The sequence below is a fragment of the Methylobacterium sp. 001424705 genome (genome assembly GCF_059816145.1).
The window spans coordinates 37,914-60,572 of the sequence record NZ_JCBANU010000009.1; the positions used below are offsets into that span (position 1 = coordinate 37,914).

Here is a 22,659-nt window from a genome sequence, read left to right on the forward strand (position 1 = left end):
CCGCCCGGGTCAAACGGCGGCGGCGCGGCCCCGCGGCGCAGAACGTCGAGAGCCGGCCCCGCGGCAACGGAACCGGCCCTCGATCCGGGCTTCGCGGTCCAGCCCGAATCGTAGGCGGGACCGCCGGTCAGACCTTGACGAAGTTGATGGCCGCGAGGGGGCCGAAGGGCAGTTCCGCCAGCGGGCCGCCGGTGTCGAGGGCGCCGAGGTCGACGGGGAAGAACCGCATGGCCTCAATCAGCGCGCGGATCTCGGCCTTCGCGGCCGCATCGTCGCCGGAATAGAACAGCACGCGCTGACCGCCGGAGAGTTGGGGCTGGGGCAGGGCGTTGACGTCGAGGTGATTGAAGGCCTTGACCACGCGTGCGCCGGGGACGAGGGCACGGATCAGGCTGCTCGACGCGCGGCCGCCGAGATCGACGGCCTTGATGCCGTAGGCGGCCAGCGGGTTGGCCGGATCGTTCGCGGCGGGCGAATTCGGGTCGAGGAACTCGACCGGGTTGGTGCCATCGACCACGATGCGGTTGTTCCAGGCCGGCAGGCGGCTCAGCACCGTCTCGGTGTCGGTCCAGCGCAGCGCGACGAAGACGATGTCGGCGCTGGCCGCCTCCGCGACGGTGCCCGCCGTGATCGAGGGACCGAGTTCCGCGACGAGGGCCGCCAGCGAGGCCGGCCCCCGACTGTTCGCCACCGTGGCGGCGATGCCGTTGCGAGCCAGTGCCCGCGCCAAGTTCGAGCCGAGGCCGCCGGAACCAAGGATACCGATGCTCATGGTGTCGCTCCTGTCATGAAGGGGGTTGCTGCCGGGGGCTTTGCGTCTTCGAGCCGTCCGCGCCCCGGTGGCGAACGATCCGCATTCAATACCGGCCGCATCCGTCTTGAATGTTGCTATGTCGACGACGCGATTACACTTTAGGGTAAAAAACGATCACCAGGAGAGGGGGATCGTGAACTTGCCGAGGCGCGCCACCTCGGCGGCGATGTCGGCGATGGTGACGGTCGCCAACTCGTCCTCCAGGGCCTGCCGGGCCCGCCCGAGGATCGGGCTGAGGGCGGCCTGGATCTGTCCGCCGACCGCGCAGGCCTCGCAGGGCGGGGTGCGGTGCAGGGTGAACAGCGCCGTATCCTCCACCGCTCCGTAGACGTCGAGGAGGCGGATACGTTCGGCCGGTCGGGCCAGCAGCGCGCCGCCGCCTGCCCCCATCTGCGAACGGGTCAGCCCCGCCTCGCCGAGGCGGGACAGAAGCCCCCGGATCACCACCGCGCCCGTGTTGACGGAATAGGCGAGATCCTCGGACCGGAGCGGCTTGCCGCCGCTCACCGCCAGGGCGGCGAGGATGTGGACGGCGACGGCGAAGCGGGTGGTGGTGGGCATGATCGATTTCGCTTGTGTGTCGATGACAATACGACACATCTCGCGCATGTCAACCGGGTTCCCGCGCATCGTCGCGCCGTCGCTGGCCGAGGCCTCTCGAGGCCTCACACGGGTGAGGGGCGCCGGATCAAGCCGGGTCGGGCGGGCCCTCGCCCTTGCCCACGAAGGGGATGCCCTCGATCGGGCATTCCGGGGTGCCGACGCTCGGCCGGGTGATCGCCCGCACGGCCTCGCGGGTGGCATCGGGGTCCTCGATCCAGCGGCGGTAGAAGTCGTAGGGGCATTCCGACAGGCCGTGCCGGTTCTCCTTCGAGGCGATCATGCCGGTGTAGCCGCGATGCAGCAGCTTGAAGAGGTGGTTCTCCGATTGCCCGTGGGCGCGGGCATCGCGGATCAGGAACTTCGACAGGGCGGCGTACTGGATGCCCATCTCCTCCTCGCCGCACTCGCCCAGCGTCCGCCCGTCGAAGCCGATGATCGCCGAGTGGCCGAAGTAGCTGTAGACCCCGTCGAAGCCGGCGGCATTGGCCACCGCCACGTAGGTGTTGTTGGCGAACGCCATCGCCTTCGACATCAGGACCTGCTGCTCTTTCGCCGGATACATGTAGCCCTGGCAGCGGACGATGAGCTCGGCGCCCCGCATGGCGCAGTCGCGCCAGATCTCCGGGTAGTTGCCGTCGTCGCAGATGATGAGGCTGATCTTCAGGCCCTTGGGGCCGTCGGAGACGTAGGTCCGGTCGCCCGGATACCAGCCCTCGATCGGCGTCCAGGGCATGATCTTGCGATACTTCTGCACGATCTCGCCCTGGTCGTTCATCAGGATGAGGGTGTTGTAGGGCGCCTTGTTCGGGTGCTCCTCGTGGCGCTCGCCCGTGAGGGAGAACACGCCCCAGACCTTCGCCTTGCGGCAGGCGGCGGCGAAGATGTCGGTCTCCGGCCCCGGGACCGTGGTGGCGGTCTCGTACATCTCGGCCGCGTCGTACATGATCCCGTGGGTCGAGTATTCGGGGAAGATCACCAGGTCCATGCCGGGCAGGCCGGACTTCATGCCGACCACCATGTCGGCGATCTTGGACGCGTTCTCCAGGACCTCGTCCCGCGTGTGCAGGCGGGGCATCTTGTAGTTCACGACGGCGACGCCGACGCTGTCCTGGCTCGACGAAATGTCTCCGTGCATCATGGCGCGATCCTCCGGTTTCGAGACGTGGCGCGTGCCGCGGTGTTTGGCGGCACGCGTGGGGGAGACGGGGTCCCCCGGGCCCCTAGCCCGGCGCGAGGCCGAGGAGGGTTCCGAGGGGAACCACGAGGGTGAAGCCGCCATAGACGCCGTCCTTCGGCCGCCGGGCGGTGTAGGGGTTCCAGAACGAGTTCGGATTGACGACGTACTGGACCACGGGCTCGAGGATCACGCCGGCCCCGACGTCGATGTGGGCGTTGGCCTCGAAGATGAACTTGTCCCGCGAGAACGGCGCGCCCGAGCCGCCCGAGATGAAATTGGCATCCGCCAGGAAGTCGGCGTAGTTGGCGTTGATCCGCTGCCAGTTGGCCTTCAGACCGTAGGTGTTGTTGGGCCGGGACTGGTCGGGCGACTGCAGAAGGATTCCGGCGAAGGAATTGAACCGGATCGGGATCGTCGGGTCGAAGGCGTAGCCGGTGCCGGTATAGACCGAGACCGAGGCCGGGTGCGGGTTGGCGGCCTCGGCGCCCCCGTCGGCGCGCCAGACCGTCTGCGAGGCGGTCAGCACCACGCCGGAGGTGCCGGATTTCTGCAGGGCCGGATCGCCGGGGAACAGGCCCTTGGAGCGCCCGAGCGCCGTCTTGAAGTTATCCTCGTGGTCGGCGGTGTTGTAGAAGCCGGTGAGCGAGACGCGCCCCGGATAGGCCTCCTGGGAGAAGTCGGTCTTGCGGCCGATCTCGGTCATCACCACCGCGCCGGCCAGGCGCTCGTAGCCGAAATCATAGCCCGACAGCCCGTTGGTGTTGGGGTTCACGCTGAAGGCGCCGGCTTGGACGTAGGTGGTCGGCGAGAGCTTGTAGGCGACGTTGGCGCCCCAGACCCCGTAGAGCGGCGAGGTGAAGCCGGCGTTGAAGTAGAACATGTCCTGGAAGCAGGAATTGATCGAGTTGCACGGCGGAAGGCCGTAGTACCGGTCCGGATGGGTGCGGCCGACCTCGACCACGAGGCGGTCGTCGAGCAGCTTCTGCTGGTAGGTGAACAGCGACAGCCGGGCGAAGTTGGGGTTGAACGGCGGCTGGTAGCCCACCGTGGTGTCGCCGATGTCGGCGGCCATGTTGAGGTTGCGCACCAGGCCGAAGAAGGTCTGGGTGAAGTTGATCGTCCCGCCCGAGATGCCGGCGATCTTCTGCATGTCGGCCGTCATCGACAGGACGAAATAGGCCGAGTTCGACTGCTCGCCGGGCCGCAGACCCATGGTCGGGTTGGCCTGGTAGAAGTCGTAGACGTTGACGTCGAAGGTCAGGCCGCGGGCCGCCATCTCGGTGGCCCAGGGCGCGAGCGGGCCGACCCGGACCGGGTCCTTCGGCTTGTCGGCGATGGCCGGGTCGGTGCGCGGCTGCGTCTGGTCGTTGAACTGGCCCACCGGCGAGGCCGTCTGCGCCAGGGCCGGCCCGTCCACCAGGACGCCGGCGGACGCGACCGCCGCCGACAGGAGCGCGCCCCGGGCCGCCCCCCATCCCATCCGGCGCCTCGGCACCGGTCCCCGTTCGAATCTCTGGATCATCGTACCACCCCACGCTCCAGCATCGATCCCGCCTCGGACCCATCCCATCCACTTCATCTGTGGAATTATATCTCGATAGGCCCAGACACTGTGCAGATCTGCTGTCGGGTAATACTTTGCAATTGCAGTGCCAGTGCTTAATTCAGTGGCTGATCATCCAGGGGCGCGCCGATGGAAAGCTTTTGGCGGCCGGCGTTGCTTGCGTTTTGGTCTTCGCCGACCCGCTGCAGCAGCCGCAGCCGGCGCCGTGCCCCGAAACCTTGCGGGGGGCATGACGGCTGCGCTCGTTGGTGGCGTGCGCCTTGCGCAATCCCGCATCCATGGAGGCGAGGTTCGGCGCGGTGAGGAAGGCGCGGCCGCAGGCGGTCCCGCAATCCGGGCAGTCGTGGGGATCGCGGAACTCGGCCATCGGGCGCAGCACCGTGAACGGGCCGCAGCCCTCGCAGGCGTAATCGTAGACGGGCATGGGGACCTCTCGGTGCTGTCTGCTGGGTGGAGCGCGGCGAGCGGAGTGCGACCCACGACTCTGGACGTTCGCGCGTTCGCATGCGGCCCGCCGCGTCATTCCGGGGCGCCGCAGGCGAGCCCGGAATCCGGACCCGCCGACGGCATGCAGTCTCGAACCGCCTGTGCGTCTGGATCCCGGGCTCCGCTGCGCGGCCCCGGGATGACATGGTGCGACGGGAGACGTCTCGGCGCGCGAACCGGCATCTGCGGTCCCCCTGCCAGGAGGAGGGGGATGCGCGCCGGATCGGGCGCGACCCGATCCTCAAAGATCGGGCGACAGGGGCATCTGGATCGAGCCGTCGAGGAACTTCGTCGGTCCGTCGGCGCCGGGATTGATGTCGAAGTCGAAGATCTTCGTCGGAATCCAAAGGGTGGCGCAGGCGTTCGGGATGTCGACGACGCCGGAGATGTGACCCTGGACCGGCGCGGTGCCGAGGATCGAGTAGGCCTGGGCCCCCGAGTAGCCGAACTTCTTCAGGTATTCGATCGCGTTGAGGCAGGCCTGGCGGTAGGCCACCGTGACGTCGAGGTAGTGCTGCTTGCCGTACTCGTCGACGGAGACGCCCTCGAAGATGAGATGGTCGTCGAACTTCGGCGTGATCGGCGACGGCTTGAAGATCGGGTTCTTGATCCCGTACTTGGCCATGCCGTCCTTGATCAGGCTGACCTTGAGATGGACCCAACCCGCCATCTCGATGGCGCCGCAGAAGGTGATCTCGCCGTCGCCCTGGCTGAAATGCAGGTCGCCCATCGAGAGGCCGGCGCCGGGGACGTAGACGGGGAAGTAGATCTTCGAGCCCCGCGACAGGTCCTTGATGTCGCAATTGCCGCCGTGCTCGCGGCCCGGCACCGTGCGGGCGCCCGTCGCCGCCGCCTTGTCGCGTCCCTCGCCCTTGAGCCGGCCCATATGGGCGGTGGGGGCGAAGGGCAGGGTGGCCAGGGCCGGGACCCGGTTGGGGTCGGTGTCGAACAGCGCCTTCTCGCGGGTGTTCCAGGTCTCCAGCATCTTCGGATCGGGCAGGCAGCCGATCAGGCCGGGATGGATCAGGCCGGGGAAGCGCACGCCGGGAATGTGGCGCGACTTCGTGAACATGCCCTCGAAGTCCCAGATCGATTTCTGGGCCTGGGGGAAATGCTCGTCGAGGAAGCCGCCGCCGTTCTTCTTCGAGAAGAAGCCGTTGAAGCCCCACTGGCTCTCGGGCTTGGCGCCGATGTCGAGGAGGTCGACCACGAGGAGGTCGCCGGGCTCGGCACCCTCGACGCCGATCGGGCCGGACAGAAAGTGCACGATCGACAAATCGATGTCGCGCACGTCGTCGGCCGAATCGTTGTTCTTGATGAAGCCGCCGGTCCAGTCGTAGGTCTCGACGATGAAGTCGTCGCCGGGCTTGACCATCGCCACCATGGGGATGTCGGGGTGCCAGCGGTTGTGCACCATGTCGTTGTCGTAGGCCGATTGGGTCAGATCGACCTTGATCAGGGTCTCGGGCATGTTGCGTCGGTGCTCCCTTCCCAGACAGGGGACATGCGTCCCCGTTCGCGCCGGCGGTGAGATCCGCCGGCGGGCGATGTGGCGGTGATCGTCGGGCCGGCGCGCGCCGGGCCCGGTCGCCGTCAGCGTGCGAGCAGCTCCTTCAGGGCCGCATCGAGTGTGGCGATGTCGTCGGGGCTCGTCCCCGGTCCGCCCGCAAAGTGGCCCCACCAGGTGTCGAGGACGCGCAGATCCGCGTTCGGCATGGCCGCCGCCTCGATGGCGTTGTCCTCGGGGGGGAAGTAGAGGTCGGTGGAGGCCGGCATCAGGATCGCGTCGGCGCGGATCGCTCCGAGCGCGGCGTCGAGATCACCGTTGAAGCGGTTGTTGGCGCTGATGTCGCCGTTCTGCCAGGTCCACAGCATCGCCAGCAGGTCGTTGGCGTCGCGGGTGTAGAACAGCCCCTCCCAGAACCCGACGAGGAAGTCCTCCAGGGACGCGTAGCCCATGTGGGTCCGGTCCGCCTCGATCCGGTAGAAGGTCTGCGACAGGCCCCAGCCGGCATAGACCCGGCCGAAGGCGCGCAGGCCTCGGTTCGGCGGGCTCGTGTACCAGCCCTCCGCGTAGGCGGCGTCGGCCTGCAGCGCGGCCTTGGCGCCCTCCAGGAAGACGAAGTTGTGCCGCGAGCACTTGGCCGAGCCCTGAAACGGCAGGATGCGGGGCACCATGTCGGGGTAGAGCGCCCCCCAATGATAGGTCTGCAGGGCGCCCATGGACCACCCGGTCACCAACACCAGCGTCTCGATGCCGAAATGCTCGGTGACGAGGCGGTGCTGCGCCGTGACGTTGTCGTAGGCGGTGACGTTGGGAAAGCGCGGCCCGTTCCAGGGGGGCGGCGTGTTGCTCGGCGAGGACGACAGCCCGTTGCCGAACAGGTTCGGGACGATGATGAAGTAGGTGTCGGGATCGAGCGCCTTGCCCGGCCCGATCAGCCACTCGTTCTCGGTGTGCTGGCCCGAGTACCAGGTCGGGTAGACGATGGCGTTGTCCCGGGCGGCATTGAGCGTGCCGAAGGTCTTGTAGGCGAGCCGGGCGTTGCGCAGCGTCTTGCCGCACTGGAGGACGAAGTCGCCGAGCTCGAAGATCTCGTAATCGACCATTCTGACCTCCATCAGACCGAAAGGAAGCGGGCGACCTGGGCCTCGTCGATGTCGGCGCGCAGACTCTCGTGCACGATCACGCCGTTCTCGATCACCAGCACCCGGTCGGCGACGTCGAGGGCGAAGCTCAGAACCTGCTCGGAGACCACGATGGAGAGGCCGCGCTCGTCGCGGATCTTCTTCAGGGTCCGGCCCATCTCGCGGATGATCGAGGGCTGGATGCCCTCGGTGGGCTCGTCGAGGAGGAGGACCTTGGGCCGGCTCGCCAGGGCCCGGGCGATGGCGAGCTGCTGCTGCTGGCCGCCCGACAGGTTGCCGCCGCGCCGGCCCTTCATCTCGAGGAGGACCGGGAACATCGTGTAGAGGTCCTGGGGCACCCGGCGTTCGCCGGTGACGGTGAGCCCCGTCTCGATGTTCTCCTGCACGGTCATGGCCGAGAAGATCATGCGGCCCTGGGGCACGTAGGCGAGGCCCTTGGCCACGCGCTGGTGGCTCTTGAGGCCCTCGACCGCGGCCCCGTCGACCCGGATCGTGCCGGACTTCACCGGCACGATGCCCATCAGGGTCTTCATCAGCGTGGTCTTGCCCATGCCGTTGCGGCCCATCACGGCGACGATCTCGCCGGGCGCCACCGCGATGTCGAGGCCGTGCAGCACCTCGCTCTGGCCATAGGCCGCGTGAAGGTCGCCGATCGCCAGCATCGGCTGGAGCCCGGCCTGGATGGGCGCCACGGCGGCGGGAGAAGGCGTGGTCTGGAGCATGGCGCCGTTTCCCTGTCAGTGGCCGAGATAGACTTCGATGACCTTCGGGTCGTTCTTGACCCGCTCCATCGAGCCCTCGGACAGGACCTTGCCCTGGTGCAGCACGGTGACCCGGTGGGCGATGTCCTCGACGAACTTCATGTCGTGCTCGATCACCAGCACCGAGCGGCCCTTGATGATCTCGTTCAGGAGTTCGGCGGTCTTGATGCGCTCGCCGACGCTCATGCCGGCCACCGGCTCGTCGAGCATCAACAACTCCGGGTCCTGGATCAGGAGCATGCCGATCTCGAGCCACTGCTTCTGGCCGTGGCTGAGGAACTCGGCCCGCTCCAGGAGCTGGTCCTTGAGGAAGATCATGCTGGCGACCTCCTCGATGCGGTCGCGGACCTGGGCGTCGCGCTTGAAGGTGAGCGCCCCGAACACCGAGCGGCCGCGCGGAAAGGAGATCTCCAGGTTCTCGAACACCGTCAGGTCGTCGTAGATCGACGGCGTCTGGAACTTGCGGCCGACACCGGCCAGCACGATGGCACTCTCGGACAGCCGGGTCAGCTCCTGGCCCTTGTACTTGATCGAGCCGGAGCTGGCCTTGGTGCGGCCGCAGATCAGGTCGAGCACCGTGGTCTTGCCGGCGCCGTTGGGGCCGATGATGACCCGGATCTCGTTGGGGTCGACGTAGAACGAGACGTCGTTGACCGCCTTGAAGCCGTCGAACGAGACGGTGAGGGATTCCACCGCCAGCAGGAAGTCCTTTTCGGCCGGATCGGCGCCGATGCGGTGCGCGGGCAGGAGGGCTGCGTTCATCGGAGGTCCTACTCGGCCGCGTGGGGCAGGGCGACGGCGGGCGCGGGCTCCAGGGCCTTCACGCGCCGGGTCAGGCGGGGCTCGACATGGGTGCGGTAGATGCCCGCCAGACCGTTGGGGAAGGCCAGCACCACCAGGATGAAGAGCCCCCCGAGGCCGAACAGCCAGAGCTCCGGAAAGCTCTCCGAGAAGCTGGTCTTGGCCCAGTTCACGAGGAGCGTGCCCCAGACGGCGCCGAACAGGGACAGGCGCCCGCCGACCGCGGCGTAGATCACCATCTCGATCGAGGGCACGATGCCGACGAAGGAGGGCGACATGAACCCGACCTGGAGGGTGAACATCGCGCCCCCGATGGCGGCGAACACCGCCGCCAGGCAGAACGCGAAGGTCTTGAAGCTCGCCACCTGGTAGCCCGAGAACCGGACCCGGTCCTCCTTGTCGCGCATGGCGAGCAGGATGCGCCCGAGCTTCGACTTCTTCACCATCTGGGCGAACAGGATGCAGGCGACGAGCAGGCCGGCGTTGACGAAGTAGAGGATGTTGTGGGCGCTGTCGGTGCGGATGTCCCAGCCGTGCAGGGTGCGCAGGTCCGTGATGCCGTTGATGCCGCCGGTATAGCCCTGCTGCCCGACGATGAGGATCGTCAGGATGGCGGCGATGGCCTGGGTGATGATGGCGAAGTAGGTGCCGCCGACCCGGCGGCGGAACATCGCCGTGCCGATGACGAAGGCGAAGAGGGCCGGCACCACCAGCACCGCCAGGAGGGTGAAGGGCAGGCTCTCGAACGGCTTCCAGAACCAGGGCAGGGCGGTGATCTGGTTCCAGTCCATGAAGTCGGGGATGCCCGGCGTCGACTGGATCTTCGTGTTCTCGACGCTGGAGGCTTCGAGCTTGAGGTACATGGCCATCAGGTAGCCGCCGAGGCCGAAGAACACGCCCTGGCCGAGGGACAGGATGCCGCCGAAGCCCCAGCAGATGACGAGGCCGAGGGCCACGAAGGAATAGGTCAGGTACTTGCCGACGAGGTTGAGCCGGAAGGCGTCGAGCAGCATCGGCAGCAGGACGAAGATGACGCCGACGAGGAGCGCCAGGCTCACCCACTCCATCGGCTTCATGAAGGGGTTGTCGTTGACGACGGGGGTTTTGGAGCGGGTCATGACGTTCGGGCTCCTCAGCGCCGGACCTTGAGGGTGAAGAGGCCCTGGGGCCGCAGCATCAGGATGCCGACCACCGCCAGCAGCGTGAGCACCTTCGCGGTGGAGCCCGAGAGGAAGAACTCCAGGGTCGACTGCGTCTGCGAGATCGAGAAGGCCGACGCGATGGTGCCGAGGAGCGAGGCGGCGCCGCCGAAGACCACGATCAGGAAGGTGTCGACGATGTAGAGCTGGCCCGAGGTCGGCCCCGTGGAGCCCACCATGGTGAAGGCCGAGCCGGCGATGCCCGCGATGCCGCAGCCGAGGCCAAAGGTGAGGCGGTCCACCCGCTCGGTGTCGATGCCGACGGCGCCCGCCATGGCGCGGTTCTGCACCACGGCGCGGACCTGGGCGCCGAAGCGCGAGCGGTACATCAGGAGGGCGACGCCGACGGTGATCAGGGTGGTGACGCCCATGACGAACATGCCGTTGATCGGGATCTCGATGGTGTCGGTGACCTGCACCGAGCCGATGAGCCAGGACGGCAGCTCGACGCCGACCTCGCGGGCGCCGAAGATCGTGCGGTAGGCCTGCTGCAGGATCAGGGAGAGGCCCCAGGTGGCCAGCAGCGTGTCGAGCGGGCGCTTGTAGAGGTGGCGGATCAGGGCCCATTCCACCAGCATCCCGAGGGCCCCCGAGGCCAGGAAGGCCAGGGCCATCGCCACGAAGAAGTAGGCCGGGAACAGGGCCGGCAGCTGGGTCTGGAAGAAGCCCGAGCAGAGATAGGTCATGTAGGCGCCGAGGATCATGAACTCCCCGTGCGCCATGTTGATCACCCCCATCTGGCCGAAGATGATCGCCAGCCCCAGGGCCATCAGAACGTAGACCGAGAACAGGATCAGCCCGGCGAAGCCCTGCATGACGAAGATCGAGCTGAGATCCCCGAGCGAATAGTCACCGAACATGGGTCCGTTCTCCGAAGGATGCCGCGAAGGTCGTGCAAGCATCGGGCCGAGTCAGGCCTCAGATTTCCCCTCCCCCTTGTGGGGAGGGGGAGGGGTGGGGGTGGCGCCGCCAGCCTCCGCAGGTCGAGGGTCACCCGACCACCCCCACCTCCAACTCCAACTCCTCCCCACAAGGGGGAGGAGGGCACGTTGGAGTCCTACTGGTAGCCCTTCGGGAAGGGGTTCGGCTCGATCAGGTCGGGGCTCTCGTAGACCACCTCGAACTGGCCCGAGGGCAGGGCCCTGGCGACCCGGGTCTTCGACCAGAGGTGATGGTTCGGGTGGATCTTGACGTAGCCTTCCGGCGCCTCCTTGAACTCGAGGCCCGGCGAGGCGGCGACCACCTTGTCGACGTCGAAGGAACCGGCCTTCTCGCAGGCCATCTTCCACAGGAACGGCCCGAGATAGGCGGCCTGCGTCACGTCGCCGATGACGGTCTTCTCGCCCCACATCTTGTGGAAGGCGGCGACGAACTTCTCGTTGTTCGGGTTCTTGAGCGACTGGAAGTACTTCATGCAGGAATAGGCGCCGGCGATGTTGTCTCCGCCGATGCCGTCGACCTCGTCCTCGGTCACCGAGATCGTCAGCAGGGTCTGCTTCGCGAGGTCGATGCCGGCCGCCTTGAGCTGCTTGTAGAACGCCACGTTCGAGCCGCCGACCACGTCCGTGAAGATCACGTCCGGCTTGGTTAGCTTGAGCTTGTTGATCACCGAGTTGAACTGGGTGTGGCCCAGCGGGAAATATTCCTCGCCGACGACCTTGGTCTTGAGCACGTTCTCGATGTGCTTGCGGGCGATCTTGTTCGAGGTGCGCGGCCAGATGTAGTCCGAACCGATGAAGAAGAACGTCTTGGCGTTCTTTTCCTTGGTGACCCAGTTCAGCGATTCGAGGATCTGCTGGGTGGCCTCCTGGCCGGTGTAAAAGACGTTCTTCGACTGCTCCAGGCCCTCGTAGAAGGTCGGGTAGTACAACAGGCCGTTATACTGCTCGAAGACCGGCAACGCGGCCTTGCGCGAGGCCGAGGTCCAGCAGCCCATCACGGCGGCGCAGTGGTCGTTGACGAGGAGCTTCTTGGCCTTCTCGGCGAAGGTCGGCCAGTCGGAGGCGCCGTCCTCCTGAATGATCTTGATCTTGCGGCCGAGCACGCCGCCCGCCTCGTTGATCTGGGAGATCGCGAGCTTCTCGGCCTGGATCGAGCCGGTCTCGGAGATCGCCATCGTGCCGGTGGCCGAGTGCAGGATGCCGACCGTGACCTCCGTGTCGGTCACGGCGAGGCCGGTGGTGTTCACCGCCGAGGTCGGCGGCGCCGCCGCGAAGCTCATGCGCGGCATCAAGGCGATCGCCGGAGCGCCGGCGAGCCCCATGAGAAGCCTGCGCCGGAGCGCCGATTGCAGGCCGTTGCCCTTGTCCTCTGCCATCGTGCCCAAAACCCCTGTCGGTCGTCGCACGGCGCATCGGACGGCCGCGGATCGACGGAGCGGAGGCTAGGCCGCGTTGTGCAGTGCGGCCTATACGCTGTTTTGCGTATGTCGGAGCCGGGCGGACAGGCCCATTCTGGCGAACTGCCCGCGAGTCCAGGGTCCCATCGCCGCTCCGGCCACTGGACGGGGTGCGCGCCCACGTGGAAGCACGGGATCGGGCACGGTCCTTGCTACGCTGGGGACGACGGAGCGCCACGGTTTCGGACAGGCCGGGATGCCGCGCCAGACCCCGCGCCGCATGATACCGTCCCCGCCGAACACGATGACCGAGCACCAGCGTATCCTGCCGATCCGGCGCGACTACAACCGCCTCGTCGCCGACGAGACGCTGGAGGACTATGCCCTGCGCTTCACCGCCAAGAAGGCGCGGCGCTGGTCCGGGTTCCGGGTCGCCCAGACCGCCCTCGGGTCGCTTTCCTTCCTGGCCCTGGAGGCGATCGGCGGCACCCTGGTGCTGACGGTCGGGTTCACCAACACCCTGGCGGCGCTCCTGGTGGTCAGCGCCATCATCGTCGCCACCGCGACGCCGATCAGCCTCTACGCCGCCCGCTACGGCGTCGACATCGACCTCCTCACCCGGGGCGCCGGCTTCGGCTATATCGGCTCGACCGTGACCTCGCTGATCTATGCGAGCTTCACCTTCCTGTTCCTCGCCATCGAGGCGGCGATCATGGCCCTGGCGCTGGAGCTGTGCTTCGGGCTGCCGCCGAGCCTCGGCTACCTCGTCAGCGCCCTCGCGGTGATCCCGCTGGTCGTCTACGGCTTCGCCATGATCAGCCGCTTCCAGCTCTGGACGCAGCCGATCTGGATCGTCCTCAACCTCGTGCCGCTCGCCTGCATCGCCTGGGCCGGGGACGCCCCGGTGGCGGCCTGGCTCGCCCATCCGGGGGCCGACGGACTCGGGGGCTTCGACTGGCCCCGCTTCGGGCTGGCCTCCGGCATCCTCCTGGCGCTGCTGGCCCAGGTCGGCGAGCAGGTCGATTTCCTGCGCTTCGTGCCGGCGCGCACGCCCGAGCGCGCCGGGCGCTGGTGGGCGGCGGTGCTGGGCGCCGGCGGCGGCTGGATCCTGCCCGGGATGCTCAAGATCCTGCTCGGGTCGTTTCTGGCCGTGCTCGCGATCGCGCACGGCGTTCCGGCCGAACGGGCCGCCGAGCCGACCCAGATGTACGCGGTGGCCTTCGGCTACGTGGTGCCCTCGGGCATGGGCGCGGTCGCCCTGATGACCCTGTTCGTGGTGGTCTCGCAGCTCAAGATCAACGTCACCAACGCCTATGCGGGCTCCATCGCCTGGTCGAACTTCTTCTCGCGCCTGACGCACAGCCATCCGGGCCGCGTGGTCTGGCTCGTCTTCAACGTCGCCATCGCCCTGCTGCTGATGGAGCTCGGCATCGACAAGACCATCGTCAGCACCCTGTCGCTCTACGCCGTGGTGGTCTCGGCCTGGGTCGGCGCGCTGGCGGCGGACCTCGCCATCAACAAGCCCTTCGGCCTGTCGCCCCCCGGCATCGAGTTCAAGCGCGCCCATCTCTACGCCGTCAACCCGGTGGGCACCGGCGCCATGGCGCTGGCGATCCTCACGGGGTTCGTGGCCCATGCGGGCTGGCTCGGGACGCAGGCCGTGCCGTTCGCGCCGCTGCTGGCCCTGGTCGTCGCCGTCGCGGGCGCCCCCGCGATCGCCCTCGCCACCGGCGGGCGCTACTACCTCGCCCGTACCCCGCGCACGGACTGGCAGGGGGCGACCGAGATCACCTGCCGGGTCTGCGAGCACCCGTTCGAGCCCGAGGACATGGCCCAGTGCCCGGCCTATGCCGGGCCGATCTGCTCCCTGTGCTGCTCCCTCGACGCCCGCTGCGGCGATCTCTGCAAGCCGCACGGCCGCCTGGAAGCCCAGGCCCAGAGCGTGCTCGCCCGGGTCGCCCCGGCCCGCACCGCCGCCTGGATCGGCGCGCCGCTGGGGCGCTACCTCGCGCTGATGCTCACCCTGGTGGCGGCGATCGGGCTGATCCTCGGCATCGTGCATGCGGGGGCCAGCGCCGAGCATCCCGAGCACCGCGCGGTGCTCGGCGCGGCGCTGACCAGCGTGTTCCTGATCCTCATCGTGATCCTGGGCATCGTCGCCTGGCTGTTCGTGCTGGCCCAGGAGAGCCGCCGGGTCGCCCTGGAGGAGACCGCCCGCCAGACCGGGCTCTACCAGGCCGAGATCGAGGCCCACAAGGTCACGGACGCCAAGCTGCAGCAGGCCAAGGAGGTGGCGGAGGCCGCCAACCTCGCCAAGAGCCGCTACGTGGTCGGCATCAGCCACGAGCTGCGCACGCCCCTCAACGCGGTGCTGGGCTACGCGCAGCTCCTCGAGGGCGATCCCGCGATCCCGGCCCCGCGCCAGAACGGGATCCGGGTCATCCGGCGCTCGGCCCAGCACCTCTCGGGGCTGATCGACGGCCTGCTCGACATCTCCCGGATGGAGGCGGGCCGCCTCCAGATCCACCGCAACGAGGTCCGGCTCGCCGACTTCCTCGACCAGATCGTCGACATGATCCGGCTCCAGGCCCAGGGCGCCGCCCTGGCGTTCCGCTTCACCCGGCCCGAGACCCTGCCGGCGGTGGTCGCCACGGACGAGAAGCGCCTGCGCCAGATCCTGCTCAACCTCCTGTCGAACGCGATCAAGTTCACCCCCGCCGGCACGGTGACCCTCGACCTGACCTACCGCAGCCAGATCGCGGTGTTCACGATCAGCGACACCGGCCTCGGCATCCGCCCGGACGACCTGGAGCGCATCTTCGAGCCGTTCGAGCGCGGCTCGATGGCCGCCGCCCGCTCCACCCCCGGCACCGGCCTCGGGCTGACCATCGCGCACCTGCTCGCCCAGGTGATGGGAGGCGAGATCACGGTGGCGAGCGAGGTCGGGCGCGGCACGCGCTTTCGCCTCCGGCTGATGCTGGCCTCGGTGGCGCGGCCCAAACCCGTGCTGGCGGCGCAGGCGAGCGCCCCGCCGCGCGTCTACGCGGGGGCCCGCCGCACCATCCTGGTGGCCGACGACGATGCCGCCCATCGCGGGCTGATGCGCGACATCCTCGAACCCCTCGGCCTGGTGGTCTGGGAGGCGGGCGACGGCCCGGCCTGCCTGGCGCTGGCCGAGACCCAGCCGCCGGACCTGTTCCTCCTCGACATCGCCATGCCGGGCATGAGCGGCTGGGGGCTGGCCAAGGCCCTGCGGGAGGCCGGCCACACGGCGCGCATCGCCATGATGTCGGCCAACGTGCACGAGATCAGCCCGGTGCGGGGCGACGACGCGCCTCACGACGCGATCATCGCCAAGCCCTTCGACCTGCGCGACTTCCTCGAATGCGTCACCGGGCTCCTCGGCCTCGACTGGACGGCGGGGGACGCGCCCGCGCCGCCCCCGCCCGAGGCCGCCGCGCCGGACCCGCGGCCGGAGCACCTCGCCGACCTCCTGCGCCTCGTGCGCATCGGGCACGTCCGCGGCATCGAGGCGAAGCTCGCCGAGATGGACAGCGGCCCCGCGGCACCGACCGCCTTCATCGCGCAGATGCGGGGGCTCACCGCCGCCTTCGACCTGCGCCGCGCCCGGGCGGTGATCGAGGGCCTGCTGGAGCCCGCCGATGGCTGAGGCGCAGCGCGACACCGTCCTGGTGGTCGACGATTCCCCCGAGACCCTGAGCTTCCTCACCGAGGCGATCGAGCGCTCGGGCGCCACCGTGCTGGTGGCGGTGGCGGGCAACCTCGCCCTGGCCCTGGTCGACGAGATCACCCCCGACGTCATCCTGCTCGACGCGATGATGCCCGGCATGGACGGGTTCGAGACCTGCCGCCGCCTCAAGGCGAAGGGGCACCTCGCCCACGTGCCCGTCATCTTCATGACCGGCCTGTCGGAGACCGAGCACATCGTGAAGGGCCTGGAAGCGGGGGGCGTCGACTACGTCACGAAGCCCATCGCCCCCGACGAGATCCTGGCCCGCATCCGCGTGCATCTCGCCGGTGCCCGGGCGGCCCAGAGCGCGCGCGCCGCCCTCGACACCACCGGCCGCACCCTGTTCGCGGTGGACCGCGACGGCACGGTCCTGTGGGGCACGCCCCAGGCCGCCCGGCTGCTCGGCGGCTTCACCGAGCCCGGCGCTCCCTCGAGCCTGCCGCCGCAGGGGGCCGCCTGGCTCCGGGGCTGCCTCGCCGGCACGGGCGCGCCGGCCCTGACCCTCGGCGACCGCGCGGGCACCGCCTATACCTTCAGCTTCATCGGCGGCACCGGCGACGAGATCCTGCTGCGCCTGTCGCGCGACGGCACCGAGGCGGGCCTGGAACGCCTGCGCCTGCGCCTGCGGGTCACCGGACGGGAGGCGGAGGTGCTGCTCTGGCTCTCGCGCGGCAAGTCGAGCCGCGACATCGGCGAGATCCTGGGCCTGAGCCCCCGCACGGTGACGAAGCACCTGGAGGGCATCTACGAGAAGCTCGGCGTCGAGAACCGCACGGCCGCGTCCGTCATCGCCGCCCGCCACCTGCAGGACCTCGACTGACGGGCGGCGGAGCGGATATTTCCGGCCGACCCCCTCGCTTTGGCGGCGCGACACACGATCTATCAGACAGGTCAGGCTGGGAGCTTCGCGATGAACTGGATGACGTGGTTGGTCGGCCGCTGCGTGGACCTCACCGAGCGCGTCGTGCCCGGCCTCGAGCGGCGCGAACCCGGACGGCCGGGCGCGCCGCCGGCCCTGCGCGGCCGGGTGCGCGGCTCGGGCTCCGAGCCGGCGGTGATGCAGCCCGGGGGCGGCCCGCGCCCGGACTGATCCGGTTCGACCGGCCCTCAGGCCAGGGCGCGGGCCGCGGCGCCGGCCTTGCGCACCGAGGCGTCGACGTCGATCGTGGCGGCGGCGATCCCGTCCATGTTCTGGCGCACGACCTCGACGCTCCGGGCGGCGTTCTGCATGTTGATCGTCATGTCGCGGGTCACCGCGGCCTGCTCGGTCACGGCCGAGGAGACGCTCAGCGAGATCTCGCTGAGATGGCCGATCGTCCGGGCGATGGCCTCGATCGCGGTCACGGCCTGGGTGGTGGAGCCCTGCACCGCCGCGATCTGCGTCCCGATCTCCTCCGTGGCCCGGGACGATTGGTTGGCCAGGGCCTTCACCTCGGCGGCGACCACGGCGAAGCCGCGGCCCGCCTCGCCGGCGCGGGCCGCCTCGATGGTGGCGTTGAGCGCCAGCAGGTTGGTCTGGTCGGCGATCGTGCGGATGACCGAGATCACCTCGCCGATCTTGTCGGCGGCCGAGGTCAGCCCGGCGATGATGCCGGAGGCCTCCTCAGCCCGGATCACCGCCTCCTCGGACGCGACCTTCGCCTCGGACGCGTGGCGGCTCAGTTCCTCGATGGAGGCCGAGAACTCCTCGGCGCCGGCCGCCACCGCCTGGACGTTGCCGGAGGTCTGGGCCGCCGCCTCCGCCGTGAGGGTCGCCTGATGGCTGACGTCGGAGATCGAGCCGGTGATGACCCCGAGATCCTTGTCGATCGCCTGCTGGCCCTCTTGCCGACGCAGCCGGTCGGCGACCTGAGCGGTGACGTCGCTGGCGAACTTCACCACGGAGACCACCCGGCCGTCGGGTCCGAAGACCGGATTGTAGGCGCCGTAGATCCACACCTCGCGGCCGCCCCTCGCCAGGCGACGGAACTCGCCGGCCTGGTAGGCGCCGCCCGCCAGCGCCGTCCAGAAGGCGGCGTAGGCCGGCGTGTCCCGGTCCGCCGGCGCCACGAACTGGCTGTGGTGCCGACCCTTGATCTCGTCGAGGGTGTATCCGAGCGCGGCGAGGAAGTTCGGGTTGGCGTCGGTGACGAGACCGTCCGGCGTGAAGTGGATCACCGCCTGCGACCGGTTGATCGCCGCGATCTGGCCCTCGAACGCGGCGTTGCGCGCCACCTGCGCGGTGATGTCCATGGCGAACTTCACCACCTTCACCGGCTTGCCGCGGCGATCGAGGATCGGGTTGTAGCTCGCCCGGATCCAGATCCGGCGGCCGTCCTTGCCGATCCGGCAGAAATCGCGCGCCTGGTGCTCGCCCCGGCGCAGGCTGTCCCAGAAGGCCCGGTAGGCCGGGGTGTCCCGCTCCTCCGGAGGGACGAACAGGCTGTGCGGGCGGCCACGGACCTCTGCGAACGTATAGCCGATGAGATCGAGAAAGATCTGGTTCGCGCTCTGGACACTTCCATCCATCGCGAACTCGATTCGACCTTGCGATCGATCGAGCGCTTCGAGTGTTGCACGAAGACCGGCGCCCAACATCGTCAATTTCTTTCGCGGAAACGGTGACTGATACGCGACTAGACGGGTCGCATTTTGATGCTCGTAACTTTAATTACAATCCGTGAATTTGTCTTTAACGGTCGAAGATCCTGAAACGACTTTGCAAAAAACAACATATGGAAGCGTGCCGAGCGCCCTCGCATCCGGACGCGGGCCGGGTCCGTGCGACACCGGCCAACCGCGCAATCCGAGGCCGCCGCTCGGTCGCGCGGGAGAGGGGCGCCGCCGTTCACGAGTCGCGGGGCGGATGAACCTTGGCCGAGACTTCATGCGTTAGGTCGTCACGATCGCGCCGCACGGTGCGATCGGCGCGATGCCAGGGAATCCGATGCCAGGGATTCCATTTTCCAGGGTTCCGATGACGCACCATCAGTCCGACCGTCCGATCTTCGCCGCCCCGCCGCGCCTCTCGGCCCGCCCCCGGCGGCGGGGCCGGACGCGCGCCGCGGCCCTCCTGGGCGCCCTCCTCCTCCCGGGGGTCGTCTTCCTCCCCCGCACGGTCCTGGCGCAGGGCGCCGCCGCCGCGCCGACGGCGACGCTCACGAAGGTGGCGAGCTTCGACCACCAGGTGACAGGGGTCACCGTCTCCAAGGACGGGCGGATCTTCGTGAACTTCCCGCGCTGGACCGAGGACACCGCGGTGTCGGTGGCCGAATTGAAGGACGGCAAGCTGGTGCCGTTCCCGGATGCGGCCTGGAACTCCTGGCGCAACGCCAAGAAGGACGAGATCTCGGCCAAGGATCACTGGGTCTGCGTCCAGAGCGTGGTGGCGAGCCCGAACGGCAACCTCTGGGTCCTCGATCCGGCCGCCCCCGCCATGGCGGCTCTGGTGCCCGGCGGTCCCAAGCTCGTCGAGATCGACCTGAAGACCAACCAGCCCGCGCGCACCATCGCGTTCGACGAGAGCGTGGCGCCGCAGGGCTCCTACCTCAACGACGTGCGCTTCTCCCCCGACGGCAAGACCGCCTACCTCACCGATTCCGGCGCCCGGGGCGCCCTGGTGGTGGTCGACCTCGACAGCGGCCGGGCCCATCGGGTCCTCGACGGCGACCCGTCGACCCAACCCGACACGGGCGTCACCGTGACCTATGACGGCAAGCCCCTGCGCCGGCCGGACGGGCGCGGCGTCGAGTTCGCCGCCGACGGCATCGCCCTCTCCCCCGACGGCAAGACTCTGTACTGGCAGGCGATCAAGGGCAAGACGCTCTACAGCCTGCCCACCGAGACGCTCGCGGGGAGCATCACCACCGCGCTGATGCCGACCGCGCTGGCCGACAAGAGCGTGTCGGGCCGCATCGAGATCGTGGGCGAGAACGGCCCCGCCGACGGCCTGATCATCGCCCGCAAGGACGGCCGGATGTACGTGACCTCGCCGCAGGACGATGCGATCAAGGTGCGCGACCTCTCGGCAAAGGGGAACACCCTGAGCACCGTGGTGCAGGACGCGCGCCTGCGCTGGCCCGACACCTTCGCGGAAGGGCCCGACGGGACGCTCTACGTCACCACCTCGCGCATCCAGGACTCGGCCTTCTACAAGCCCGATGCGCCGGCGGCCCTGCCGACGGAGCTGTGGAGCTTCAAGCCGGGGACCCCGGACGCCACCGGCTCGACCGCCCCCGCGCCGGCCGCGCGCTGACCCGTCCCGCGCCGCCCCGGCCACGGGGCGGCGCGCTCATCGCACCCGCAGCCCATCGAGGACCGATGCCGACGATACGACGACGCGCGCTGCTCGGCGGCGCGGGAGCGGCCCTCGCCCTGCGTGCCTGGCCGGCCGCAGCGGCCCCCATCGTCCGGGTCGACGATCCGCGGCTGAGCGAGGTGGTCGATCCCGGCGCGGTGCTGCGCACCCTCTATGCCGGCGGGCGCTGGTGCGAGGGCCTGTGCTACGCCCCGGGCCTCGGCGGCCTGATCGTCAGCGACGTCCGGGCCAACCGGATGATCCGGATCGCCGACGACGGCGGCACCGGCGTGTTTCGCGACCCCTCGAACAACGCCAACGGCAACACGCTCGACGCCGAGGGCCGCCTCGTCACCTGCGAGCATCGCGGGCGGCGGGTGGTGCGGCGGGAGCCGGACGGCCGCCTCACGGTGCTGGCCGACGCCTTCGCGGGCCGGCCGCTGAATTCCCCGAACGACGCCGCCCTGGCCCCGGACGGCGCGATCTGGTTCACCGACCCCGTCTTCGGCATCACCATGCCGGACGAGGGCCTGATGGCGCCGCCGGCGCAAGGGGCCCGGCGGGTCTACCGGATCGACCCGGCCGGCCGGGTCGAGAGCATGACCGACGCCGTCGGCCAGCCCAACGGCATCGCCTTCAGCCCGGACGGGACGCGCCTCTACGTCAGCGACACCAGCGCCGCCCTGAAGAATCCCGAGGGCGCGCGCACCATCCTGGCCTTCCCGGTGGTGGAGGGCCGGAGGCTCGGCGCGCCCGAACCCTTCGCCACCGTGGAGGCCGGCGTGCCGGACGGCCTCGCGGTGGATGCCGACGGCCGGGTCTATGCCGCCTGCTTCGACGGTGTGCGGATCTATGCGCCCGACGGCACGCCCCTCGGACGCATCGCCACCGCGACCGACGCCGCCAACGTGGCCTTCGGCGGCCCGGACGGCCGGCGCCTCTTCATCGGCGCGGGCGCGCACGTCCTCGCCATCGACCTCAAGGTGCGCGGCCCCGCCCGGGGCTGACCCGCCATGTCTCCCATCCTCGCTCGACCGGATCCCGCCATGACGCTCGCTCGCCGTGACCTCCTCGCCGCCGGCTTCGCCGGTGCCGGCATCGCCGGTGCGGCAGCCCTCGCCCGACCCGGCGAGGCCGCGGCCGCGCCGTCCTCCGAGGTCGCCACCCACCGGGCGGCGGGCGGGCTCGAACTCGCGTTCACGGCGAACGCCCCCTCGACCCCCACCGGTCTCGCCATCTCGTCCGGCGGCCGGCGCTTCGTGATGATGCCCCGCTTCACCGCGACGGTGCCCTACACCCTGGGCGAGGTGCTGGCGGACGGGGAGGTCCGGCCCTACCCGGACCTGCCGACGAACCAGCCCGACCCGGAGCAGCCGCAGGCGCGCCTGTTCCACGTGCCCAACGGCGTCTTCGACCGCGACGACACCCTGTGGTGCCTCGATGCCGGCCTGCCGGACGGCTCCGGCCCGCCGGTGAAGGGCGGCGCGAAGCTCGTGCAGATCGGTCTCGCCGACAACCGCATCCGCCGCGTGGTGCCCCTGGAGGCCGGCATCACCCCGACCTCGTCGCTCAACGACTTGCGGGTGGACATCCGCGACGGGTACGCCCGCGCCTACGTCACCGACCAGGGCCAGGACGGGGAGGGCGCCATCCTGGCCGTCGACCTCGCCAGCGGCCGGGTGGTGCGACGCCTCGCGGGCCACGCCAGCACCCGGTCGCAGAAGGGCCTCCTCAAGATCGTCGAGGACCGCCCGGTGGTGCAGCGGAAGGGGGAGGGGCCGCCGCGCCCGGTCCAGGGCGGCGCCAACGGCATCGCGCTCAGCCCCGACGGCCGGCGCCTCTACTACGCGCCCCTGATCGGGCGCCGCCTCTACGCCGTGGAGACCGCCGTGCTCCTCGATCCCGGGGCCAGCGACGGGGCCGTGGCGGCCGGCGTCACGGATCTCGGCGAGAAGGGCATGACCGGCGGCCTGACCACGGATTCCAAGGACCGGGTCTACCTCGCCCTGCAGGAGTTCAACGCGGTCGGCCGGCGCGACCCCGACGGCACCGTCACGATCATCGCCTCCGATCCGCGCCTGATCTGGGCCGACACGTTCTGGATCACCCCCGACCGCTGGCTCCACATCTCGTCCGCCCAGGTGAACCGACGCCCGGAATACAACGGCGGCAAGGACCTGCAGGCGCCGCCCTACGCCATCCTGCGGATGCGGATCGACGCCGATCCGGCGTGAGGCGCA

19 protein-coding genes are annotated in these 22,659 nt (G+C 69.5%); 6 read left to right on the forward strand and 13 right to left on the reverse strand.

Annotation, left to right across the window (positions count from 1 at the left end; all coding sequences use genetic code 11):
- Positions 1-127: 127 nt before the first annotated feature.
- The 12 genes from AC6EUL_RS09070 to urtA form a co-directional block, all read right to left on the reverse strand.
- Positions 128-772 (reverse strand): NADPH-dependent F420 reductase, encoded by a 645-nt coding sequence (locus tag AC6EUL_RS09070; RefSeq protein ID WP_499869889.1) that lies wholly within the window; start codon positions 770-772, stop codon positions 128-130.
- Positions 773-928: 156 nt separating this feature from the next.
- On the reverse strand, positions 929-1,375 hold the full coding sequence (locus tag AC6EUL_RS09075; RefSeq protein WP_056274360.1) for an Rrf2 family transcriptional regulator: 447 nt from the start codon (positions 1,373-1,375) through the stop codon (positions 929-931).
- A gap of 127 nt (positions 1,376-1,502) precedes the next feature.
- On the reverse strand, positions 1,503-2,555 hold the full coding sequence (locus AC6EUL_RS09080) for an aliphatic amidase (RefSeq protein WP_056350156.1): 1,053 nt from the start codon (positions 2,553-2,555) through the stop codon (positions 1,503-1,505).
- Positions 2,556-2,637: 82 nt separating this feature from the next.
- Positions 2,638-4,074, reverse strand: a complete 1,437-nt coding sequence (locus AC6EUL_RS09085; protein WP_499869934.1) for a carbohydrate porin — start codon at positions 4,072-4,074, stop codon at positions 2,638-2,640.
- Between the two features lie 184 nt (positions 4,075-4,258).
- Positions 4,259-4,582, reverse strand: coding sequence for an FmdB family zinc ribbon protein (locus AC6EUL_RS09090; RefSeq protein ID WP_056221483.1), 324 nt, complete (start codon positions 4,580-4,582; stop codon positions 4,259-4,261).
- A 303-nt stretch (positions 4,583-4,885) separates the two neighbouring features.
- Positions 4,886-6,115: a formamidase gene (fmdA, locus tag AC6EUL_RS09095; RefSeq protein ID WP_056221485.1), complete on the reverse strand. Its 1,230-nt coding sequence runs from the start codon at positions 6,113-6,115 to the stop codon at positions 4,886-4,888.
- Positions 6,116-6,237: 122 nt separating this feature from the next.
- Positions 6,238-7,254 carry an alpha/beta fold hydrolase gene (locus tag AC6EUL_RS09100; RefSeq protein ID WP_499869890.1) on the reverse strand — a complete coding sequence of 339 codons (1,017 nt, stop codon included), beginning with the start codon at positions 7,252-7,254 and terminating at the stop codon, positions 6,238-6,240.
- An 11-nt stretch (positions 7,255-7,265) separates the two neighbouring features.
- A complete protein-coding gene (urtE, locus tag AC6EUL_RS09105; RefSeq protein WP_056221777.1) occupies positions 7,266-7,955 on the reverse strand; it encodes an urea ABC transporter ATP-binding subunit UrtE in 690 nt (229 codons plus the stop codon).
- Positions 7,956-8,030: 75 nt separating this feature from the next.
- Positions 8,031-8,816, reverse strand: a complete 786-nt coding sequence (gene urtD, locus AC6EUL_RS09110) for an urea ABC transporter ATP-binding protein UrtD (RefSeq protein ID WP_499869891.1) — start codon at positions 8,814-8,816, stop codon at positions 8,031-8,033.
- Between the two features lie 8 nt (positions 8,817-8,824).
- Positions 8,825-9,973 (reverse strand): urea ABC transporter permease subunit UrtC, encoded by a 1,149-nt coding sequence (gene urtC / locus AC6EUL_RS09115; RefSeq protein WP_056221495.1) that lies wholly within the window; start codon positions 9,971-9,973, stop codon positions 8,825-8,827.
- A 14-nt stretch (positions 9,974-9,987) separates the two neighbouring features.
- Positions 9,988-10,914, reverse strand: coding sequence for an urea ABC transporter permease subunit UrtB (gene urtB, locus AC6EUL_RS09120; RefSeq protein ID WP_056221498.1), 927 nt, complete (start codon positions 10,912-10,914; stop codon positions 9,988-9,990).
- 197 nt (positions 10,915-11,111) lie between these two features.
- Positions 11,112-12,371: an urea ABC transporter substrate-binding protein gene (gene urtA / locus AC6EUL_RS09125; RefSeq protein ID WP_056221501.1), complete on the reverse strand. Its 1,260-nt coding sequence runs from the start codon at positions 12,369-12,371 to the stop codon at positions 11,112-11,114.
- Between the two features lie 325 nt (positions 12,372-12,696).
- Between urtA and AC6EUL_RS09130 the strand changes: the two genes are divergently transcribed.
- From AC6EUL_RS09130 to AC6EUL_RS09140, 3 genes are all read left to right on the forward strand, one after another.
- Positions 12,697-16,062, forward strand: coding sequence for a hybrid sensor histidine kinase/response regulator (locus AC6EUL_RS09130; RefSeq protein ID WP_499869892.1), 3,366 nt, complete (start codon positions 12,697-12,699; stop codon positions 16,060-16,062).
- Entirely contained in the window at positions 16,055-16,963 is a 909-nt protein-coding gene (locus tag AC6EUL_RS09135; RefSeq protein ID WP_499869893.1) for a response regulator, read from the forward strand. Before AC6EUL_RS09130 ends, AC6EUL_RS09135 begins: the two co-directional genes overlap by 8 nt.
- A 90-nt stretch (positions 16,964-17,053) precedes the next feature.
- Positions 17,054-17,233, forward strand: coding sequence for a hypothetical protein (locus tag AC6EUL_RS09140; RefSeq protein ID WP_056380357.1), 180 nt, complete (start codon positions 17,054-17,056; stop codon positions 17,231-17,233).
- A gap of 17 nt (positions 17,234-17,250) precedes the next feature.
- Here AC6EUL_RS09140 and AC6EUL_RS09145 read toward each other — a convergent pair whose 3' ends face one another.
- Entirely contained in the window at positions 17,251-18,651 is a 1,401-nt protein-coding gene (locus AC6EUL_RS09145; protein WP_499869894.1) for a methyl-accepting chemotaxis protein, read from the reverse strand.
- A gap of 448 nt (positions 18,652-19,099) precedes the next feature.
- Between AC6EUL_RS09145 and AC6EUL_RS09150 the strand changes: the two genes are divergently transcribed.
- The 3 genes from AC6EUL_RS09150 (at position 19,100) to AC6EUL_RS09160 (ending at position 22,653) form a co-directional block, all read left to right on the forward strand.
- Positions 19,100-20,377 carry an SMP-30/gluconolactonase/LRE family protein gene (locus tag AC6EUL_RS09150; RefSeq protein WP_499869895.1) on the forward strand — a complete coding sequence of 426 codons (1,278 nt, stop codon included), beginning with the start codon at positions 19,100-19,102 and terminating at the stop codon, positions 20,375-20,377.
- Between the two features lie 65 nt (positions 20,378-20,442).
- A complete protein-coding gene (locus AC6EUL_RS09155) occupies positions 20,443-21,426 on the forward strand; it encodes an SMP-30/gluconolactonase/LRE family protein (RefSeq protein ID WP_499869896.1) in 984 nt (327 codons plus the stop codon).
- 39 nt (positions 21,427-21,465) lie between these two features.
- The gene (locus AC6EUL_RS09160) at positions 21,466-22,653 is read left to right on the forward strand and encodes an SMP-30/gluconolactonase/LRE family protein (protein ID WP_499869897.1); all 1,188 of its coding nucleotides are present in this window, start codon (positions 21,466-21,468) and stop codon (positions 22,651-22,653) included.
- The last annotated feature ends 6 nt before the right edge of the window (positions 22,654-22,659 follow it).